The organism is Salmonella sp. 32100201201700099SM (assembly GCF_017572645.1).
GTDB lineage: Bacteria > Pseudomonadota > Gammaproteobacteria > Enterobacterales > Enterobacteriaceae > Salmonella > Salmonella enterica.
Genome location: NZ_JAGERQ010000005.1, coordinates 218382 through 237195, shown reverse-complemented (window position 1 = coordinate 237195; position 18814 = coordinate 218382). Strand labels below are relative to the sequence as shown.

At 53.1% G+C, this 18814-nt stretch carries 16 protein-coding genes and 1 pseudogene; 5 read left to right on the top strand and 12 right to left on the bottom strand.

The features are described from left to right. Nucleotides 1-164: 164 nt before the first annotated feature. The 3 genes from glnS (at nt 165) to chiQ (ending at nt 4281) form a co-directional block, all read left to right on the top strand. A complete protein-coding gene (gene glnS / locus J4685_RS10455; protein WP_001287181.1) occupies nt 165-1832 on the top strand; it encodes a glutamine--tRNA ligase in 1668 nt (555 codons plus the stop codon). Between the two features lie 660 nt (nt 1833-2492). Further along, nucleotides 2493-3899: a chitoporin ChiP gene (gene chiP, locus J4685_RS10450; protein ID WP_001258803.1), complete on the top strand. Its 1407-nt coding sequence runs from the start codon at nt 2493-2495 to the stop codon at nt 3897-3899. 49 nt (nt 3900-3948) lie between these two features. Further along, entirely contained in the window at nt 3949-4281 is a 333-nt protein-coding gene (gene chiQ / locus J4685_RS10445; RefSeq protein WP_000722258.1) for a ChiQ/YbfN family lipoprotein, read from the top strand. A gap of 48 nt (nt 4282-4329) precedes the next feature. Here chiQ and tcuC read toward each other — a convergent pair whose 3' ends face one another. From tcuC to ybfF, 9 genes and pseudogenes are all read right to left on the bottom strand, one after another. Then, on the bottom strand, nt 4330-5634 hold the full coding sequence (gene tcuC, locus J4685_RS10440) for a tricarballylate/proton symporter TcuC (RefSeq protein WP_000057013.1): 1305 nt from the start codon (nt 5632-5634) through the stop codon (nt 4330-4332). A gap of 50 nt (nt 5635-5684) precedes the next feature. After that, on the bottom strand, nt 5685-6824 hold the full coding sequence (tcuB, locus tag J4685_RS10435; RefSeq protein WP_000811142.1) for a tricarballylate utilization protein TcuB: 1140 nt from the start codon (nt 6822-6824) through the stop codon (nt 5685-5687). Further along, entirely contained in the window at nt 6811-8214 is a 1404-nt protein-coding gene (tcuA, locus tag J4685_RS10430) for an FAD-dependent tricarballylate dehydrogenase TcuA (protein WP_000228703.1), read from the bottom strand. The genes tcuB and tcuA overlap by 14 nt, the downstream gene beginning before the upstream one ends. Before the next feature lie 97 nt (nt 8215-8311). Continuing rightward, the gene (tcuR, locus tag J4685_RS10425) at nt 8312-9238 is read right to left on the bottom strand and encodes a tricarballylate utilization LysR family transcriptional regulator TcuR (RefSeq protein ID WP_000423376.1); all 927 of its coding nucleotides are present in this window, start codon (nt 9236-9238) and stop codon (nt 8312-8314) included. Between the two features lie 114 nt (nt 9239-9352). Continuing rightward, entirely contained in the window at nt 9353-9805 is a 453-nt protein-coding gene (fur, locus tag J4685_RS10420; protein ID WP_000131699.1) for a ferric iron uptake transcriptional regulator, read from the bottom strand. Further along, nucleotides 9798-9883: pseudogene (locus tag J4685_RS10415) on the bottom strand (ryhB-regulated fur leader peptide). The gene fur and the pseudogene J4685_RS10415 overlap by 8 nt, the downstream one beginning before the upstream one ends. Nucleotides 9884-10086: 203 nt before the next feature. Beyond that, nucleotides 10087-10617, bottom strand: coding sequence for a flavodoxin FldA (gene fldA / locus J4685_RS10410; protein ID WP_001018621.1), 531 nt, complete (start codon nt 10615-10617; stop codon nt 10087-10089). 150 nt (nt 10618-10767) lie between these two features. After that, nucleotides 10768-11061, bottom strand: coding sequence for a LexA regulated protein (ybfE, locus tag J4685_RS10405; RefSeq protein ID WP_001040939.1), 294 nt, complete (start codon nt 11059-11061; stop codon nt 10768-10770). A gap of 133 nt (nt 11062-11194) precedes the next feature. After that, entirely contained in the window at nt 11195-11965 is a 771-nt protein-coding gene (ybfF, locus tag J4685_RS10400) for an esterase (RefSeq protein ID WP_000773245.1), read from the bottom strand. Between the two features lie 184 nt (nt 11966-12149). Here ybfF and seqA point away from each other — a divergent pair, with 184 nt between their 5' ends. Both seqA and pgm read left to right on the top strand, forming a co-directional pair. Continuing rightward, on the top strand, nt 12150-12692 hold the full coding sequence (gene seqA / locus J4685_RS10395; protein WP_000848395.1) for a replication initiation negative regulator SeqA: 543 nt from the start codon (nt 12150-12152) through the stop codon (nt 12690-12692). Between the two features lie 24 nt (nt 12693-12716). After that, nucleotides 12717-14357: a phosphoglucomutase (alpha-D-glucose-1,6-bisphosphate-dependent) gene (pgm, locus tag J4685_RS10390; protein ID WP_000974390.1), complete on the top strand. Its 1641-nt coding sequence runs from the start codon at nt 12717-12719 to the stop codon at nt 14355-14357. 114 nt (nt 14358-14471) lie between these two features. On the opposite strand, the gene J4685_RS10385 is transcribed toward pgm, so the two are convergent. The 3 genes from J4685_RS10385 to speF all read right to left on the bottom strand — a co-directional run bounded on the left by J4685_RS10385 (nt 14472) and on the right by speF (nt 18536). Further along, nucleotides 14472-14957, bottom strand: coding sequence for a pyridoxamine 5'-phosphate oxidase family protein (locus tag J4685_RS10385; protein WP_000070053.1), 486 nt, complete (start codon nt 14955-14957; stop codon nt 14472-14474). A gap of 64 nt (nt 14958-15021) precedes the next feature. Then, entirely contained in the window at nt 15022-16341 is a 1320-nt protein-coding gene (gene potE / locus J4685_RS10380; RefSeq protein ID WP_000042658.1) for a putrescine-ornithine antiporter, read from the bottom strand. After that, a complete protein-coding gene (speF, locus tag J4685_RS10375; protein WP_001292406.1) occupies nt 16338-18536 on the bottom strand; it encodes an ornithine decarboxylase SpeF in 2199 nt (732 codons plus the stop codon). The genes potE and speF overlap by 4 nt, the downstream gene beginning before the upstream one ends. Nucleotides 18537-18814: the final 278 nt, after the last annotated feature.

Below are 18814 nucleotides of genomic sequence, written 5' to 3'. Positions count from 1 at the left end.
CAGGAAACATAAGCGGCAGAGGGGAACTTTCGCCGCTTTTTTTTACCGCAATTAGCCCCAATATTTTCTGCAAAGCCACTTTTTAAGTAACTAAAGGTTGTCAGTCTGTCCGGCTTATAAGATCATATGCCGTTATACGTTGTTTACGCTTTGAGGAATCCACGATGAGTGAGGCTGAAGCCCGCCCGACTAACTTTATTCGTCAGATTATTGATGAAGATCTGGCGAGTGGTAAACATACCACTGTCCATACCCGTTTTCCGCCGGAGCCGAATGGCTATCTGCACATCGGCCACGCGAAATCTATCTGCCTGAACTTTGGCATCGCGCAAGATTATCAGGGCCAGTGCAACCTGCGTTTCGATGACACCAACCCGGTAAAAGAAGATATCGAGTACGTTGATTCGATCAAAAACGACGTCGAGTGGTTAGGCTTTCACTGGTCTGGCGATATTCGCTACTCCTCCGATTACTTTGACCAACTGCACGCCTATGCGGTCGAGCTGATCAATAAAGGCCTGGCCTACGTTGATGAGCTGACGCCGGAGCAGATCCGCGAATACCGCGGTACGCTGACCGCGCCGGGTAAAAACAGCCCGTTCCGCGATCGCAGCGTCGAAGAGAACCTCGCGCTATTTGAAAAAATGCGTACCGGCGGTTTTGAAGAGGGTAAAGCCTGTCTGCGCGCCAAAATCGACATGGCGTCGCCGTTTATCGTGATGCGCGATCCGGTGCTGTATCGCATTAAATTCGCCGAGCATCATCAGACCGGCAACAAGTGGTGCATCTACCCGATGTACGACTTTACTCATTGCATCAGCGATGCGCTGGAAGGTATTACTCATTCTCTGTGTACGCTGGAGTTCCAGGACAACCGTCGTCTGTACGACTGGGTACTGGACAACATCACCATTCCGGTTCACCCGCGCCAGTACGAATTCTCGCGGCTGAATCTGGAATACACCGTGATGTCCAAGCGTAAGCTGAACCTGCTGGTGACCGACAAACACGTCGAAGGCTGGGATGATCCGCGTATGCCGACTATTTCCGGTCTGCGCCGTCGCGGCTACACCGCGGCTTCTATTCGGGAGTTCTGCAAACGCATCGGCGTCACCAAGCAGGACAACACTATTGAGATGGCGTCGCTGGAATCCTGCATTCGCGAAGATCTGAACGAAAACGCGCCGCGCGCGATGGCGGTAATCGATCCGGTAAAACTGGTTATCGAAAACTACCCGCAGGGTGAGAGCGAAATGGTTACCATGCCTAACCATCCGAATAAACCGGAGATGGGCAGCCGTGAAGTGCCGTTTAGCGGTGAGATCTGGATCGATCGCGCAGATTTCCGCGAAGAAGCGAACAAGCAGTACAAGCGTCTGGTGATGGGTAAAGAAGTGCGTCTGCGTAATGCCTACGTCATTAAAGCGGAGCGCGTAGAGAAGGATGCCGAAGGGAATATCACCACCATCTTCTGTACCTATGATGCTGATACGCTGAGTAAAGATCCGGCTGACGGGCGTAAAGTGAAAGGCGTAATCCACTGGGTTAGCGCAGCACATGCGCTGCCGATTGAAATTCGTCTCTACGACCGTCTGTTCAGCGTGCCGAACCCGGGCGCCGCGGAGGACTTCCTGTCCGTTATCAACCCCGAATCATTAGTGATTAAGCAGGGGTATGGCGAGCCGTCGCTGAAAGCGGCGGTAGCAGGGAAAGCTTTCCAGTTTGAACGTGAAGGTTACTTCTGCCTTGACAGCCGCTATGCAACGGCCGATAAGCTGGTCTTTAACCGCACCGTGGGCCTGCGTGATACCTGGGCGAAAGCGGGCGAGTAAGCACTGCGCCAACAGGCGAATGCTGTAAAAATACCTTATCAACGCCGCGTTCTGCGGCGTTTTTTCTCTGCATTTCTAAGAGCCTATCCCATTAGGGCTATTTTACTTGCCATTTTGGTCCTGGGCAGTGCTCGCCAAAACGCGTTAGCGTTTTGAACGCCGCTAGCGGCGGCCCGAAGGGCGAGCGTAGCGAGTCAAACCTCACGTACTACGTGTACGCTCCGGTTTTTGCGCGCTGTCCGTGTCCAAACTGGCTGCGCCAATAACGCCTGGTGGGATAGGCTCTAAGTCGATTCTCTTTTTTGCGAGGCGAATTAATTATTCTCTGAAAATTATTGATCTGATAAATGATTATTAATCTAAATGTTATAAGCGTCAGGTCAACAGGAGACAATTATTTTCATGCCTATGGAAAACAAGTCAATTTTCTTTCTGGCGGTCTGCTTCCCCCACCAGCAGTCGAATGTAACAGAAAGCAATTAAATATGTGCGGTTGCTCATATTATTACATACTGGTTACAGAAAGAGATTGATAATTCGCATCGCGAAAAATAGTCTATTTAACGTAGTAAATGAGGTTTCTCAGCGCTACTTTTTATTTTTATTTTTTCGCTGTTCGCTTTTGTCGGCAGCAATTTATACGTCAAAGAGGATTAACTTATGCGTACGTTTAGTGGCAAACGTAGTACGCTGGCTCTGGCTATCGCCGGTATTACAGCAATGTCGGGGTGGATCGTTGTTCCGCAGGCGCAAGCCTCCGGCTTTTTCGACGACTCCACGTTAACGGGCGGCATCTATTATTGGCAGCGTGAACGCGATCGCAAAGATGTGACCGACGGCGACAAATATAAAACTAACCTTTCTCATGCTACCTGGAACGCTAACCTGGATTTTCAGTCTGGTTACGCCGCGGATATGTTCGGTCTGGATATCGCGGCGTTTACCGCGATTGAAATGGCAGAAAACGGCGACAGCGGTCATCCAAACGAAATTGCCTTCTCGAAAAAGAATAAAGGCTACGACGAAGACTATTCCGGCGATAAGAGCGGTATCAGTCTTTATAAAGCCGCCGCGAAATTTAAATATGGCCCGGTCTGGGCGCGCGCCGGTTATATTCAGCCTACCGGTCAGACGCTGTTAGCGCCGCACTGGAGTTTTATGCCGGGTACTTATCAGGGGGCGGAAGCCGGCGCCAGTTTTGACTATGGCGATGCGGGCGCGTTAAGTTTTTCCTACATGTGGACTAACGAATATAAAGCGCCGTGGCATACCGAAATGGATAAGTTTTATCAGGCGGATAAAAAAACCAATGTAGACTATCTCCACTCCATCGGCGCGAAGTACGACTTCAAAAATGATCTGGTGCTGGAAGCGGCGTTTGGTCAGTCCGAAGGCTATGTCGATCAATATTTCGCAAAGGCCAGCTATAAATTTGATTTAGGCGGCAATCCGTTCACCACCAGTTACCAGTTCTACGGCGCGCGCGACAAAGTAGACGATCGCAGCGTGAATGATATTTACGACGGTACGGCCTGGCTGCAGGCGTTGACCTTCGGCTACAAAGTCGCGGAAGTGGTTGACCTGCGTCTGGAAGGCACCTGGGTGAAAGCGGACGGTCAGCAGGGCTATTTTCTGCAACGTATGACGCCAACCTACGCCTCTTCAAACGGTCGTCTGGATATCTGGTGGGATAACCGCTCCGACTTTAACGCTAACGGTGAAAAGGCGGTTTTCTTCGGCGCGATGTATGACCTGAAAAACTGGAATCTGCCGGGCTGGGCTGTGGGCGCGTCTTACGTTTACGCCTGGGATGCAAAACCGGCAACCTGGCAAAGTAACCCGGATGCTTACTACGACAAAAACCGCACTATCGAAGAGTCCTCATACAGTCTGGATGCGGTTTATACCCTGCAGGAGGGGCGTGCCAAAGGCACCATGTTCAAACTGCACTTTACCGAATATGACAACCACTCCAATATTCCAAGCTGGGGCGGTGGTTACGGCAACATCTTCCAGGATGAGCGTGACGTGAAATTTATCGTTATTGCGCCATTCACTATTTTCTGATGTCAGATGCGGCAGGCTGCCGGCCTGCCGCGCTGTTGAGGAACGACCTATGAAAAAAATTTTACTCATCGCCAGCATGACCGCCGGTTTGACGGCCTGCGCGTCATCACCCGCGCCGGAAGAAGATAGCCGGCTGAAAGAGGCGTACAGCGCCTGTATCAATACCGCACAGGGCTCGCCTGAGAAGATAGAGGCCTGCCAAAGCGTACTGAATGTCCTTAAAAAAGACCGCAAACATCAGCAATTTGCTAACGAAGAAAGCGTGCGGGTACTGGACTATCAGCAGTGCATTCAGGCGACGCGCACGGGTAACGATCAGGCGGTCAAGGCTGACTGCGACAAGGTCTGGCAGGAAATTCGCAGTCATAATAACGTGCAATAAAAACCTGCCTTGCCACCCACGGGCGAATGTTTTCCGCCCGTGGTTTTTTCAGGCTTTATTTTCTGCCGCGATATAGCCGCGACTCAGACGTACAAACAGCATCGCCGTCGCGGCAAGTCCACATAATGCCGCGCACATCAGCCACCAGCCGGGCGAGCTTTTGTCGCCGGTTAACTTTACCAGCGCGGTAGAGATGGCCGGCGTCAGGCCGCCAAAAATCGCCGTCGCCAGGCTAAAGGCCAGCGAGAAACCAACGGTACGCACATAGACTGGCATCACTTCGGTTAACGCCGCGACTATTGCGCCGTTATACATGCCAAAAAAGAAAGAGAACCACAGCAGTACCAGCGTCATGCGGGTAAAGTCGGGTGCGGCGGTCAGCCACTGCATGACGGGCCAGGTGGTGATCAGCGCCAGCAACGTAATGCCCATTAACACGGCGCGACGGCCAATCCGGTCGGAAATCGCGCCGCCAATGGGTAACCAGATAAAATTGGACACGCCCACCAACATGGTGACGATCAAACTGTCCCGCGCGCTGAGATTAAGCACGGTTCTGCCATAGGTCGGCGTATAAACGGTGATAAAATAAAACGTTGTGGTGGTCATCGCCACCAGCAGCGTTCCGGCCGTAATAATGCGCCAGTTTTTGGCGATAGTTGCAAAAATTTCCCTGGTGTCGGGGCGATGCTTGCGTTGTAAAAACGCTTCTGTTTCTTGTAATGAACGACGTAAAACAAAAATCAGCGGAATGATCATACAGCCGATAAAGAACGGAATTCGCCAGCCCCACTCCGATATCGCGTCGTGTCCCAGCGTGATATTCAGGCTATAACCAATCAACGCGGCAACAACGATCGCGACCTGCTGACTGGCGGATTGCCAACTGGTATAAAACCCTTTATTGCCTGGCGTTGCGATTTCGGACAGATAGACCGAGACGCCGCCTAACTCAACGCCCGCAGAAAATCCTTGTAATAACCGGCCCAACAGCACCAACGCAGGCGCTGCCAGGCCGATCGTTTGGTAGCCGGGGACGAGGGCGATGAGCAACGTACCGCAGCCCATAATCGCCAGTGTCACCATCAGCCCTTTACGGCGTCCGATTCTGTCAATATAGGCGCCAAGCACAATCGCGCCGACGGGGCGCATTAAAAAACCGGAGCCAAAGACGGCAAAGGTCAACATTAATGAGGCAAATTCGCTTTCCGCCGGAAAAAACGTTCTGGCGATATAGGTGGCGTAAAATCCGAACAAGAAAAAATCAAACTGTTCAAGAAAATTGCCGCTTGTCACGCGCAGTATTGCGCCGAACGTGCCGGCGCGCGATGTTGCAGGTGTGTGTTGTGCCATAGGGTTTGCTCTCCACTGTCTTTATTGTTTTATGGGTAAGATGTTGCGGGTCAGTTGCCTGTATCCCCCGCATGTTTTCCGCGTCGCTTCTCAACTGCCCATTTGAGTAAGGCCGCGCAGCGGAAAAATCCGTGGGCGAATTTTCCGTAGGGAAGGGTGAGAAAGAGCGCCATCACCACGCCTAAATGGAGCGCCAGCAGTATGCCCATTCCGCTGGTGTCTCTGCCTGCCAGCAGCGCCAGCCCGGTAAGGCTGGTTAAGAACAGCAGCAGAATAAAGCCGCGATCCATGGGTTTCTGGCGCGCATCGCCATGTAACGGCGACCGCCGCAGATTGAGCCACAGTAGCCCGGCCGGGCCGATAAGCAGACCGATACCGCCCAGCGTGCCGAGCATGACCGGCAGGCTAAAGAACGGGTAGGGCGCTTCCCAACCGGCGACGTAGTGATAGCCCGTCGCCACGACCGTGGCGGCAAAACAGAGCATAAAACCGTAAAAGGTAAAGTGATGAAAGCGACGGCGCAGCAGCGTGAACGCATCGTCCGCTTCGTTACAGCCTTTGCCGTGACCGCCGTCGAGATATTTCAGCGTTAACGCATTGTGCGACGCTTCCGCAATCTCCGCCGAACGCGGTACACCCGGCGAGATCTCACGCCAGAAGCTGATTACGCCCGCCATAAGCAAACCGATTGCCAGCACAAAAACTGAGCCAAACATCCATGCCAGCAGGCTATGCGGAAAAATTTGATAGAAGTCACCGGCCAGCGGCGGATGAATCAGCGACCCTTTCAGCGCCATCGCCAGTAATAAAAAGAGCGTCAGACCGACTATCAGCGCCAGCGCGACGGTGATCCCCGCCCGACGGTATAACGCGCCAAAAGCGGCGGGCTGGGCATACTGTTGATACGTCTCCAGGCGGGCTTGCGCCATCGCTTTCGGCACGTTAATGGCAAATTCATGGGGCGGCGCGTACTGGCACGCGTGCAGGCAGGCGCCGCAGTTATGACATAAATTCGCCAGATAATGAATATCGGCTTTACCGAATTCGAGCCGCTGGGTCATCGCCGGAAATACTGCGCAAAAACCTTCGCAGTAGCGACACGCGTTACATACTTGCATGACGCGTTCGACCTCGGCTTCCGGTTCGGTAAGCACGGTGGCCTCAATGATTAATTTTTCAAGCTGTTTCATGCTGCGCCTCCTTGTGTGCCGCGCGGGCGGCTTCTATCCCCGCAATGCGGCCAAAGGTTGTGCCGATAGACATGCCTACGCCTGCGGTATACCCCTTGCCCAGAACATTTCCTGCCATCATCTCGCCGGCAACAAACAGGTTGCGGCTTGGATGACCGGCAAAATGCGCCGCGGCACGTTCGTTAACTTTTAGTCCCAGGTAGGTAAACGTGATGCCGGGTCGCAGCGCATAACCGTAGTAGGGCGGCGCATCAAGCGGACGCGCCCAGTGGGTTTTCGCCGGCGTCAGGTTTTTAGTAGCGCAGTCATCAAGCAAGGTATGATCAAAATGACCGGGCTGGCAGGCCTGGTTATACTGCGTGACGGTATGGGTAAATTTTTCCGCGTCCAGCCCCAACTGGCAGGCCAGCTCAGCCAGCGTATTGGCCTGCGCGCCAGGAAAAACCGGCGGCATAAAGTGGCCGATGGCTTTACTGTCAATAATCGAATAGCCAATTTGTCCTGGCTGTTGAGCCACCAGCCGCCCCCAAATGGCGTAACGTTTCGGCCAGAAATCTTCGCCTTCATCATAAAAACGTTCGGCGTCGCGATTCACGACAATACCCAGCGATACGCAATCCACGCGAGTACAAATACCGCCGTCGTACAGCGGCGCCCTGGCATCAATCGCTACGCAGTGCGACTGGGACGGATCGCCAATGATATCCGCGCCGGCATCCATCATAAATTTGAGTAATACGCCCTGGTTAAAACGCGTGCCGCGAATCAGGAAATTATCCGCGGGCCATTCGCCGCGGGCGTTTTCTCCCCAGGCCTCCCGCAGCCATTCACGGTTTGATTCGAAACCGCCAGCCGCTAATACGCAGGCTTTGGCGGTAATACGTTCGCTACCCGCCAGCGCTGCCACGAATTCGCCGTCATGAAGTTCAAGTGCGTGAACCGGCGTGTTATAGCGAATCTGTACGCCCAACCGTTCGGCGCTACGGTAATAGGCATTGACAAGCGCTTTCCCGCCGCCCATAAAAAACGCATTGGTGCGCGCAACGTGGAGCGCCCCGGATAGCGGCGGTTGAAAGTTAACGCCATGTTTGCGCATCCAGTCGCGGCATTGCGAAGAGGTGCGAATGACCAGCCGCGCCAGCGCCTCGTTGGTGTTGCCGTCGGTGACTCGCCACAGATCCTGCCAGAATTCCTCTTCAGGATAGCTTTCTACCAGCACATCCTGCGGCGCATCATGCATACAGCGCAGGTTTCGTGTGTGCTGAGAATTTCCGCCGCGCCATTCCCGCGGGGCAGCCTCCAGCAGCAGAACCGATGCGCCCGCTTCCCGTGCGGTCAGGGCGGCGCATAATGCGGCATTGCCTCCGCCTATCACCAGTACATCAACCATCTTATACTCCCGTACCATTTAACTATTTGTTAAATTTGTAATTGAAATGTATACGGATAAATAAGCGGCGCGCTATCAGGTAGCGCTAAACAGGGGTTTAGTAAGCGTAAAGGGTTGCGCCTGGCCATTCGCCGGCGTCGACTAACTGACGCATAACTTTGGTAAGGACTACTCTGGCGGCAAGGCCGGCGGGCGTCAGTTCATCATCCGACAGGCTGACTAAAAAATTGGGGCGGCTGAGTACCGGATTATGGACGCCGATCACGCGTAGCGCGTCGTTATCCAGATGAGAAATTGCCGCGCCGGGCTGTAACGTGGCGCCAAGACCGTCGCGCACGGCGCGCATCAACAACGCCAGGCCGTCAATTTCCGCGACGATTTCAACGTTAAGCGCATGTTCCTGGCAGACAGCGTCCAGCCTGCCGCGCAGCCCGTGTCCCTGGCTTGGCATAATGAGCGGAATGCCTGTCAGTTGTTCAGGTGTGATCGGGTTATCAGGAAGCGCCGCCAGCAGGGCATGGGAGCCAATCAGAAAAAGCTGTTCTTCAAGGATCGGTCTGGCGCTCCAGCGCAGGATTTTATCTTTTTGAAAGACAACGGCTAAATCAATCTGGCGGGTATTGATCATTCTTTCCAGATTACCGGACAAGCTTTCCACCACATGCAGTCGGACATCGGCATAGTTTTCCTGCATGGCATGGATAAACGGTATACCCAGTATGGAGGCGGTACTGGGGGCCATTCCTACGCTCACATGACCGGAAAGGCGCGCTTCTCTGGCGGCGAGAATCGCATCGTCGGCATGACGCAGGGCGAGTTGCGCCTGTGAATAAAAGGCCAGCCCGGCGTTGGTTGGCGTTACGCCGCGCGAGGTGCGCTGCAGCAGACGGATGGCGAGCTCGTTTTCCAGACGGGACATCTGTTGACTTAATGCTGAAACGCCAATATCAAGATCCTGTGCGGCGCTGCCCATACTGCCGGTTTCAATAATACGCACGAAATAGCGTAACTGGCGAAGCTCCATTCCTGCTCTCCTGAGATGCGATAGCGTTTTTTACATTAAATCAACATCAAGCGGCAGGAAAGAGGAGGATATAAAAAAGCCAACCGGGCGGTTGGCTCTTCGAAAGATTTACACTTATTTAGTCGCGTCATCGTGCGCGTGCTCGTCTTCGCGGCAGTCGCCTTCAGCGCAGTGGCCGTAAAGATAGAGGCTGTGATTAGTTAAACGAATACCGTGTTTCGCCGCAATTTCACGCTGGCGCGCTTCAATAGAGTCATCACTAAATTCAATCACTTTTCCGCAGTCAAGGCAGATAAGATGGTCGTGATGATGCTGTTGCGTCAGTTCAAAAACGGATTTACCGCCTTCAAAATTATGGCGGGTCACGATACCGGCATCGTCAAACTGGTTCAGCACACGGTATACGGTTGCCAGACCGATTTCTTCACCCATGTCGATCAGGCGTTTGTATAAATCTTCCGCACTGACGTGATGGTTATCTGGTTCCTGAAGAACTTCCAGAATTTTTAAACGAGGAAGCGTTACTTTCAGGCCAGCCTTCTTTAATGCGGTATTGTTGTCAGTCATGCGGAATCTGTCCTGTTGCTAAACGATTCACTTCATTAGAGAAGTGACAGAAATTGCACTCAAGATAATGCGTATCATTATAGGACTGCCATGCCGAAATGAAAACCGCAAGTCTCTCGCAGATGTTAATAAAACTGTGGTTTTGCCTGCAAATTCTGGCGCCACCTGATTACACCCGGACATTGTACAGGGATGGGTGCGAAAGTTACAAATTTGTAGCAATTATTTTGATTGGTCTTGTCTATTGATGCGGCGCAGATATAACGCTGCGCCGCATAAGATTAGGCGTTGAGGATGTCGTCGAGGTGCAATTCAGCCGAAACTTGCTTAACCCATTTTTCAACACGCTCGGCGGTCAGTTCAGGCTGACGGTCTTCGTCAATCGCCAGACCGACAAAATGATCGTCGTCAGCCAGACCTTTAGAGGCTTCAAAATGATAGCCTGCAGTTGGCCAGTGACCCACAATCGTGGCGCCGCGCGGCTCAATAATGTCGCGAATCGTGCCCAGCGCATCACAGAAGTATTCCGCGTAGTCTTCCTGATCGCCACAGCCAAACAGCGCCACCAGCTTACCGTTAAAGTCAATCTCTTCGAGAGTCGGGAAGAAGTCATCCCAGTCACATTGCGCTTCGCCATAGTACCAGGTTGGGATGCCCAGCAGCAGAATGTCATACCCTTCCAGGTCTTCTTTACTGCTTTTTGCAATGTCATGCACATCGGCAACGTCTTTACCAAGCTGTTTTTGAATCATTTTTGCGATATTTTCGGTATTACCGGTGTCGCTGCCGAAAAAGATGCCAGTGATTGCCATGAGTAAAATAACCTCTTGAAACTTATTGAAATGGTGGTGGCGAATTGCCCACGGATAAGGGCAATCATAGCAGAACAGGCAGATATGCGGAAACAGCAATCACGCGGGACTGCACGCTCTGCTACACGAAATATGAAACAAAACTTATTTTCAGACTAAACCCTGGCCGCGCAGCGCCATAAGCTGCTTCATTAATATTTCTTCAATGAGCTCGCTGCGGCTAATGTTGCGCGCTTCGGCCAGCTCATTCAGCGCGTCAACCGCTTGTGCGTTGAGTTTTAATTCGACACGCTTGAGGCCACGAACTTTGTCGCGTTTTAACTGGTTGCGCTTGTTGATGCGTAACTGTTCATCGCGCGAAAGCGGATTCGTTTTAGGTCGTCCCGGGCGACGCTCGTGCGCGAACAGATCTAATGTCGTACGGTCCGTTTGTTCTTTGGCCATGATTTTGGTGACTTCGGGGGAAACAATCAGCCAGGCTTATGCCCGGATGGATAGCGCGCCATCATACATCAGCGAGGAAGCGACGCCAACGCCCGCGCGCGTAATCGCGCACAGGCGATGAGTTTTTAATCAGTTAGCGTTTATCGTGCAGATAACGGCGGATGGCGCGCAGAACCGCCTCTGGTTTTTCGGCATGTACCCAGTGGCCCGCGCCGGCGATCACATGCGCGCGCGCCAAAGGGAATTGCGCCAGCAGCGCGTCGCGGTACGCTTCGGTGACGTACGGCGAGTTACCGCCTGGAATAAACAGCGCCGGATGTTCCCAGGGCGGAATGGTTTCCCAGCCGACGATATGCGGATACTGCTCCCATAATACCGGAACATTAAAACGCCATTCGCCTTCAGCCCAGGATTTTAACAGAAACTGGATCACGCCTTCTTCGTTGAGGTGTTGGCGCATAATCCCTGCCGCCTGTTGGCGGGATGTCGCGTCGGATTCGCTGACGGCGTTAATGGCCGCGAAAATACGATCGTGGCGGCGAACGTGATAATCCACGGGGGCGATATCAATCGCGACCAGACGATCGATGCGATCGGGCGCCAGCGCCGTCAGCGCCATTACCGCTTTTCCGCCCATGGAATGACCAATAAACGTCGCTTTTTCAATCTGCTGCGCGTCAAGCGTATCCAGAAGATCCTGGGCCATTGCCGGATAATCCATGACCGGATCGCGCGGCGATAAACCATGATTGCGCATATCGACCTGAATAATGTCATGATCGGTCACCAGATCGCGCGCCAGTACGCCGAGGTTATCCAGGCTGCCAAACAGGCCATGAACGAGAACGATGGGGGAATTATTGTGCAGGTTTTGTGCAGATTGCGCTCGGATGTTTAATTTCATGGCAAAGTTCTTTTTTTCGCTCTGTCGGGTTAGGGTATTATGTTGACCATTCTGCCACTGGGCTGCAACCTCTAAGGTTTACTCCGAGTTTTTTTGTCAGCCGGGCTTAACGCTATCCGCTGTTGGGATTTGTTCCTATAATCCCAATGACTTGTATTCAGCAAAGACATCGCACTGGATTAAGATGAAAACGATTGAAGTTGATGATGAACTCTATAGCTATATTGCCAGCCACACCAAGCATATCGGCGAGAGCGCATCCGACATTTTACGGCGTATGTTGAAGTTTTCCGCCACGACACAGCCAACGGCTTCAGCGGTGAAGGGGACGCCCGCGGCGCAACCCGTTGCCGAAGCGAAACCGGTCAACCCGGTAAAAGACAAAGTTCGCGCGATGCGTGAGCTGTTGTTGTCTGACGAATATGCCGAGCAGAAAAAAGCGGTCAACCGCTTTATGCTGATTCTGACTACACTCTATTCACTGGATCACCACGCGTTTGCGGAGGCGACGGAGTCGTTGCATGGCCGCACGCGCGTCTATTTTGCGGCGGATGAACAAACGCTGCTGAAAAATGGGAATCAAACTAAACCTAAGCACGTTCCCGGCACGCCGTACTGGGTGATCACCAACACCAACACCGGCCGTAAATGCAGCATGATCGAACACATTATGCAGTCAATGCAATTCCCGGCGGAATTGATTGAAAAGGTTTGCGGAACAATTTAATCCTTGCATTAGAAGGACCAGGCAATGGCAATCCACAACCGCGCAGGACAACCCGCGCAACAGAGTGATTTGATTAACGTCGCCCAACTGACGGCGCAGTATTATGTACTGAAACCGGAGGCAGGGAATGCAGAACATGCCGTGAAATTTGGCACTTCCGGCCATCGCGGCAGCGCAGGTCGTCACAGTTTCAACGAACCGCATATTCTGGCGATCGCCCAGGCGATTGCTGAAGAGCGGGCGAAGAATGGCATTACCGGCCCTTGCTATGTGGGGAAAGACACCCATGCGCTCTCGGAGCCGGCCTTCATTTCCGTACTGGAAGTGCTGGCGGCAAACGGCGTAGACGTTATCGTGCAGGAAAATAATGGCTTCACGCCAACGCCTGCCGTGTCAAATGCTATCCTGGTCCATAACAAAAAAGGCGGCCCGCTGGCAGACGGTATTGTCATTACGCCGTCGCACAACCCGCCGGAAGATGGCGGTATTAAATATAATCCGCCCAATGGCGGCCCGGCGGATACCAACGTTACTAAAGTGGTAGAAGATCGCGCCAATGCGCTGCTGGCGGGCGGCTTGCAAGGCGTTAAGCGCATCTCTCTGGATGCGGCAATGACCTCGGGCCACGTTAAAGCGGTAGATCTGGTACAGCCATTTGTCGAAGGGCTGGCGGATATCGTTGATATGGCGGCGATTCAGAAAGCCGGTCTGACGCTGGGCGTTGATCCGCTGGGCGGCTCCGGTATTGAATACTGGAAACGTATCGCTGAGCATTACAAGCTTAACCTGACGTTAGTCAACGATCAGGTTGATCAAACCTTCCGCTTTATGCACCTTGATAAAGATGGCGCGATCCGTATGGATTGCTCCTCCGAATGCGCGATGGCGGGTTTGCTGGCGCTGCGTGACAAGTTTGACCTGGCCTTCGCCAACGACCCGGACTACGACCGTCATGGCATCGTGACGCCTGCAGGGCTGATGAACCCGAACCATTATCTGGCGGTCGCCATTAACTATCTGTTCCAGCATCGTCCGCTGTGGGGCAAAGACGTGGCTGTCGGTAAAACGCTGGTCTCTTCCGCGATGATTGACCGCGTGGTGAATGACTTGGGACGCAAGCTGGTGGAAGTGCCGGTAGGCTTCAAATGGTTTGTTGACGGTTTGTTCGACGGCAGCTTTGGTTTCGGCGGGGAAGAGAGCGCGGGCGCTTCGTTCCTGCGTTTCGACGGTACGCCGTGGTCTACCGATAAAGACGGGATCATCATGTGCCTGCTGGCGGCGGAAATCACCGCCGTTACCGGGAAAAAACCGCAAGAGCATTACAATGAACTGGCAGCGCGTTTTGGCGCGCCGAGCTATAACCGTCTGCAGGCGAGCGCGACCTCCGTGCAGAAAGCGGCATTGTCTAAACTGTCTCCGGAAATGGTCAGCGCCAGCACGCTGGCAGGCGACCCGATCACCGCGCGTCTTACCGCAGCGCCGGGTAATGGCGCATCGATTGGCGGCCTGAAGGTAATGACCGATAACGGCTGGTTCGCCGCGCGTCCATCCGGTACGGAAGACGCTTACAAGATCTATTGCGAAAGCTTCCTGGGGGAAGAACATCGCAAGCAGATTGAGAAAGAAGCCGTTGAAATCGTTAGCGAAGTATTGAAAAACGCCTGATGGGCGATATGGAAGAAAAAGGAGCCTTACGGCTCCTTTTTTGTATTAACGGCGCTGCGCTTATCAGGCCTGTAAATCGCCTCCAGGCCGGATAAGGCGCTTGTGATATCTGACTTATTCGCTCTGAGTCGCCAGATGTCGGCGGCAGGTGAGGGCGTCGCATTCGATACGCACCACGCAAACCGCTTTCATCATATCTTCCCGATAACTGAAGGTTTTTCCCGGATCGGTCTGGCGCATAATGACGTCCAGGCCGTGGCGCATCTCCTCGCGCGTTTGCAATATCGATGCCAGTCCGGTGGCGAAAACGCTGGTGTAGGCGTAGCTATAATCACAGGGGTCATCGGCACGTAGTAATGCATGGTCGCCGTCCATTTCAATGCATACTGCCGGGTTCTTACGTAACAGACGCATCTTTTTCCCGGTGCGTGCGCCGTGAAAATAAAATATCCAGCGTCCGTTCTGATACTCGTAGCCAAAATTTACGGGGACAACATACGGACAGAGATTGTCGTTAAACCCTATCCGACACACTTCGTGTTTACTGAGAATAGCCAGTATTTCTGCTATATCAGTGACTTCCCGTTCTGGATTACTCATTTCTATTATCTTATTCAAAGTGTGAAAATGCCCGGACTACCGTTACCGCAGCCCGGGCGCGCCATCAGCCGTGTTTATTTTTCAATTCAAAACGCGGTGAGACCAGGCCGTATAACGTCCAGCCGAGGAAGGTCACAATTGAGCCGTACAGCATGGCTTCTTCACCGGAGGAATAGAGCGCGTAGAAGCTATACATGGCACCAACGAAGGCCACGAAGTTAGCGACTTTCGCTTTTGATGACGGCACATTCGCCATTTTCTGAATGATAACCAACGCGGCCATCGACAGAATATACGGAATAATGTTCGTCACCACCGCCAGGTTAACCAGGACGTTAAACTGACTATTCAGCGACGGGCTAATGGTCATCAGCGACAGGCCAGTCTGAATAATCACAATAATCAGCATCCCCTGTACCGGCGCGTCGACTTTCGTTACACGAGAGAAGACTTTCGGGAAATAGCCTTCGTCAGCGGAGGATTTAAAGACCTGGGCGATAGTGAACTGCCAGCCCAGCAGCGAGCCGCAGCAGGACATTACCATCAGCGCCATGATCACTTTACCTACCGCAGGCGTGAACATCTGTGCAAACGCCAGACCAAACGGCGCCGTGGAGTTCGCCAGATCCATGTTCGGCACAATCCCGGCAATCACGTTAGTCGAAACGATATAGATGACCGCCGCGCCCAGCGTACCGCCCAGTACCGCGATGGGGACGTTCTTTTCCGGATTCTCGACCACGTCTGCGTTGGCGCAGGCGGATTCCAGTCCAAGAAATGCCCACAACGTCATGGCGATGGAAGAACCGACCGCGCTAAAGAACGGAACATGGTGCGGGTTCCATGACGCTACGTACATGCTGGGGCTAAACCAGAACCAGCCAATGATGCACAGGCCGACAACCGGAATGATGACGCCCCAAACGGTAACGCTACTGATCTGTCCGGTAATACGCGCGCCGCCAAAGTTTGCGATGGTACAAACCCACAATACGGCGATAGTCGCCAGACCGATCTGGAGCGGCGTCAGCGCGGCGCCGAACAGTTCGGTACCATAGCCGACAGCGGAGATGGCGATAGCCACGTTGGCGATCAGCAGCGAGACGCCGTAGGTATAGTTCGCCATAAAGTTGCCGGATTTACCGAAGGCATATTCGGCGTAACCGCCCATGCCGCCGGATTTACGGCTAAACATACCGCATTTCGCAAACGCCCAGGCCAGCGCCATCGAGCCGACGGCGGTGACCAGCCAGGAGATAATGGATATCGTGCCGACTTCAGACAGTTTGGTCGGTAGCATGATGATCCCGGAGCCCATCATGTTGACCATAGTCAGAATTGTGAGCTGCACGACACCCATTTTATTGGATTTAGGTTTACTCATAATTTTTCCTCCTTCAGCAGGGAGCGCTGCGCGTCACGAGGTTTAATGACGTAGCACCAGACCTGCTTACGGCCGTCGTGTTCTTCGATATAAACGCCCTGCAGTTCAGGCGCAAAGCCCGGCAGCAGGTTGATCCCTTCTTCCAGGGCGCTGAAGTAACGCAGGACAGAACCGCCCCAGATTTCACCCGGAACTACACACAGCACTCCCGGCGGGTAAGGCAGAGCGCCTTCAGCCGCGATACGACCTTCCGCTTCCGGCAGGCGAACCAGTTCGACCTCGCCGCGCAGATAGGCATAGTTGGCCTCTTGCGGGTTCATACTGACTTTCGGGAAATGCGATTTACGGAACATCTCTTTTTGCAGCTGTTTCACGTTGTGCCGCGCATAGAGATCGTGCATCTCCTGGCAAAGCTGACGCAGGGTATAGCCGGCATAACGCGCTTCATGCTGTTTGTAGATGGACGGTAATACTTCCGCTAACGGCGCATCAGCTTCCAGCAGTTTTTCGAAACGAGCCAGCAGAGCGACAAGCTGTTGTAACTTCGCCATGTCTTCTGCCGGCGTCAGCAGGAACAGAATGGAGTTGAGGTCGCATTTTTCCGGCACAACGCCGTTCTCGCGCAGGAAGTTGGCGAGGATCGTGGCAGGAACGCCAAAGTCTTCATATTCGCCGCTCGCTGCATTAATGCCCGGTGTGGTGAGCAGCAGTTTGCAAGGGTCGACAAAGTACTGATGTTCGGCATAGCCTTCAAACGCATGCCAGTGTTCTCCCGGAACGAAGTGGAAGAAGCGCAGATCGCTGGCGATCTCTGACGTCGGGTATGACTGCCACGGCTTACCATCAATCAGTTCCGGTACGAACGGACGGATGTGATGACAGTTTTCGAGGATCAATTTACGGGCATCGATGCCGTTAACCACGCAATCCATCCACATATTGCGACCGCTGACGCCTTCGTGCATTTTGGCGTTAACGTCCAGCGCGGCGAACAGCGGATAGAACGGGCTGGTGGAGGCATGCATCATAAAGGCGTTGTTCATGCGCTTATGCGGAACGTAGCGCGATTGCCCTTTGATATGGCTATCTTTTTTATGGATCTGCGAGGTCTGGGAGAAACCGGCTTGTTGTTTATGAACGGACTGCGTCACCAGAATACCCGGATCGTTTTCGTTCAGTTCCAGCAGCAGCGGCGAACAATCGGCCATCATCGGAATAAATTGTTCATAGCCGACCCAGGCGGAGTCAAACAGGATGTAGTCGCACAGATGACCAATTTTATCAACGACCTGACGGGCGTTATAAATGGTACCGTCGTAGGTGCCTAACTGGATGACGGCCAGACGGAATGGACGTGCTTCGCGGGCACGCTGCGGCGCGACTTCGCTAATCAGCTCGCGCAGGTAATCTTCTTCGAAGCATGAGCGTCGGATCCCGCCGATAAAACCATACGGGTTACGCGCGGTTTCCAGATAAACTGGCGTTGCGCCCGCCTGCAATAATGCGCCGTGGTGGTTAGATTTGTGGTTGTTACGGTCAAACAGTACCAGATCGCCCGGCGTTAACAGCGCGTTGAGTACGACTTTGTTAGAGGAGGAGGTCCCGTTCAGCACAAAGTAGGTCTTATCGGCGTTAAAGACTTTCGCCGCATGTTGCTGCGCAATGCAAGGCGCGCCTTCGTGAATCAGCAGATCGCCCATCGCCACGTCCGCGTTGCATAGGTCGGAGCGGAAGAGCGTTTCGCCAAAGTATTCCACGAACTGATTACCGGCAGGATGACGGCGGAAGAATTCGCCGCCCTGATGCCCCGGGCAGTCAAATGCGCTGTTGCCCTGGTTGACATAATCCACCAGCGCGCGGAAAAACGGCGGGCGTAACTGCGTTTCGTAGTGGCTTGCCGCGGTTTCCAACTGGCGACCATAGAAGGCAGTACGGGATTCATTATATTCGAATACACCAGAGATACGCGGCAAATACTCAGGCGGTACGCGCCCTTCGTCATGTGTCGCGACAAACACGGGAATACCGTAACCCGTTGCGTCGATTTCATCGAGTTTTCCGTGTTCAATGTCGTCGATGGATAACACGATGGCAGCCACGTCGATGAAACGACTCTCATCAACATTTACAATATTACGGTGTGTAGAAAAACAATCCGGGCAATGACGGCTAACGGCAATTTTTAATTCTGACATTTTTTCATCTCTTTATTTCAGGTAATAGCAGGCCCTCAATTTCTCGCATGAGAAACTGATTCTTCCGGAAAAAATCAAAGCTATCCCGCTGATAAAAAAATCAGTAAATTAGCTTTATTTTAGATGTAATAAATCCCAACCCGTCCGGTTGCAGGAAATTCAGGATTTAAGGAGTTGAGTACTACGATATACAGGCAGAAACCGTGATAACTAAAATTGCGCTGAGTCGGAATTTCTTCTGTCAAACCACATAGTTAGCTGGCTGCGCGTAAAGGAAT

What these genes read in the sequence shown, in the direction of transcription:
- glnS (WP_001287181.1), top strand. Translation starts at nt 165, where the DNA reads ATGAGTGAGGCTGAAGCCCGCCCGACTAACTTTATTCGTCAGATTATT.
- chiP (WP_001258803.1), top strand. Translation starts at nt 2,493, where the DNA reads ATGCGTACGTTTAGTGGCAAACGTAGTACGCTGGCTCTGGCTATCGCC.
- chiQ (WP_000722258.1), top strand. Translation starts at nt 3,949, where the DNA reads ATGAAAAAAATTTTACTCATCGCCAGCATGACCGCCGGTTTGACGGCC.
- tcuC (WP_000057013.1), bottom strand. Translation starts at nt 5,634, where the DNA reads ATGGCACAACACACACCTGCAACATCGCGCGCCGGCACGTTCGGCGCA.
- tcuB (WP_000811142.1), bottom strand. Translation starts at nt 6,824, where the DNA reads ATGAAACAGCTTGAAAAATTAATCATTGAGGCCACCGTGCTTACCGAA.
- tcuA (WP_000228703.1), bottom strand. Translation starts at nt 8,214, where the DNA reads ATGGTTGATGTACTGGTGATAGGCGGAGGCAATGCCGCATTATGCGCC.
- tcuR (WP_000423376.1), bottom strand. Translation starts at nt 9,238, where the DNA reads ATGGAGCTTCGCCAGTTACGCTATTTCGTGCGTATTATTGAAACCGGC.
- fur (WP_000131699.1), bottom strand. Translation starts at nt 9,805, where the DNA reads ATGACTGACAACAATACCGCATTAAAGAAGGCTGGCCTGAAAGTAACG.
- fldA (WP_001018621.1), bottom strand. Translation starts at nt 10,617, where the DNA reads ATGGCAATCACTGGCATCTTTTTCGGCAGCGACACCGGTAATACCGAA.
- ybfE (WP_001040939.1), bottom strand. Translation starts at nt 11,061, where the DNA reads ATGGCCAAAGAACAAACGGACCGTACGACATTAGATCTGTTCGCGCAC.
- ybfF (WP_000773245.1), bottom strand. Translation starts at nt 11,965, where the DNA reads ATGAAATTAAACATCCGAGCGCAATCTGCACAAAACCTGCACAATAAT.
- seqA (WP_000848395.1), top strand. Translation starts at nt 12,150, where the DNA reads ATGAAAACGATTGAAGTTGATGATGAACTCTATAGCTATATTGCCAGC.
- pgm (WP_000974390.1), top strand. Translation starts at nt 12,717, where the DNA reads ATGGCAATCCACAACCGCGCAGGACAACCCGCGCAACAGAGTGATTTG.
- J4685_RS10385 (WP_000070053.1), bottom strand. Translation starts at nt 14,957, where the DNA reads ATGAGTAATCCAGAACGGGAAGTCACTGATATAGCAGAAATACTGGCT.
- potE (WP_000042658.1), bottom strand. Translation starts at nt 16,341, where the DNA reads ATGAGTAAACCTAAATCCAATAAAATGGGTGTCGTGCAGCTCACAATT.
- speF (WP_001292406.1), bottom strand. Translation starts at nt 18,536, where the DNA reads ATGTCAGAATTAAAAATTGCCGTTAGCCGTCATTGCCCGGATTGTTTT.